The organism is Acinetobacter stercoris (genome assembly GCF_900323515.1).
In the GTDB taxonomy this organism is placed as follows: domain Bacteria; phylum Pseudomonadota; class Gammaproteobacteria; order Pseudomonadales; family Moraxellaceae; genus Acinetobacter; species Acinetobacter stercoris.
Genome location: NZ_OOGT01000467.1, coordinates 1 through 607 on the forward strand (window position 1 = coordinate 1; position 607 = coordinate 607).

At 20.9% G+C, this 607-nt stretch carries 2 protein-coding genes; both read right to left on the reverse strand.

The features are described from left to right. A partial coding sequence (locus KPC_RS20270; RefSeq protein WP_213065924.1) for a capsular polysaccharide synthesis protein occupies positions 1-309 on the reverse strand: 309 nt, incomplete at its 3' end. Next, positions 306-607 (reverse strand): hypothetical protein (locus tag KPC_RS20685; protein ID WP_213065925.1); only part of this gene is annotated, 302 nt, incomplete at its 5' end. The genes KPC_RS20685 and KPC_RS20270, both read right to left, overlap by 4 nt.

Consider the following 607-nt stretch of genomic DNA (forward strand, 5'->3'; position numbering starts at 1 on the left):
ATTAAGATCTAAATATTCAACTATATTTTTTTTATTTAGTAATTTGACTTCATAGTCAAAATTAATTCTCCTTATATTTAAAATACACTTTTGCACTAAATCTGGAATATTTTCATCATACCAAAAAACCCAAATCACTTTAGGTATATTATTAAGCAAAATACTATCATTAATAATATCAATATCATTATAATTAATGACATCACTTTTATTGCCAATTCGTTTTTCAACTTTTGAAAAAAAATAAGCATTCCAAAAATATAAATAATGAAATAAATTTACTATTTTGGCTTTTATCAATTTAATCAAAATCTCAATTCCCGATAATCATTAACTAATAAACTATTTTGCAATAATGCACCACTATAAGATACATAACCATACACCAAAATCAACAATATTAACAATATATAATTTTGCAACTTATTCTTTTTAACTAAAAAAAGAATAAGAAATGGTAAAAAAGTAACCATATACCTCCCTATTAATGGAGTAATATAATACAATGAAATATACAATGATAAAAAAACTATTGATAAATCACTTATTTCATCTTCTCTATCAAGGCAGAATAAAATAAGAAATACAAGAATTAATATATTAAAAA